General features: G+C 44.4%; 1 protein-coding gene. It reads right to left on the bottom strand.

Translation table 11 applies throughout. The annotated features are described in order from the left end of the window. Positions 1-3: 3 nt before the first annotated feature. The coding region (locus BCT34_RS02965; RefSeq protein WP_198594882.1) for a transposase at positions 4-225 on the bottom strand (222 nt) is incomplete at its 5' end.

Here is a 225-nt window from a genome sequence, read left to right as displayed (position 1 = left end):
GGTTCATCGCGGCTTTCCGGGGAAAGCCGCTTTTATCTTCAAGAAGAAGTAGTCTGTATCTCGATAACCATATCCCATTCGCTTGATTAGCTTTATCTTGTTGTTTATCCCTTCAAGCGTGCAGGTGTTTAACGGATAACTTGCCGATGCGATAACCCCGTGAAGATATGGTCTGAGTTTTCGTGCGAACTCTTTTAATGGCTTAATCCCACTCTCTTGCACTTG

Source organism: Vibrio sp. 10N.261.45.E2, from assembly GCF_002875705.1.
In the GTDB taxonomy this organism is placed as follows: domain Bacteria; phylum Pseudomonadota; class Gammaproteobacteria; order Enterobacterales; family Vibrionaceae; genus Vibrio.
The sequence above is the reverse complement of the archived record's forward strand: the minus strand, read 5'-3'. Positions and strand labels throughout refer to the sequence as shown.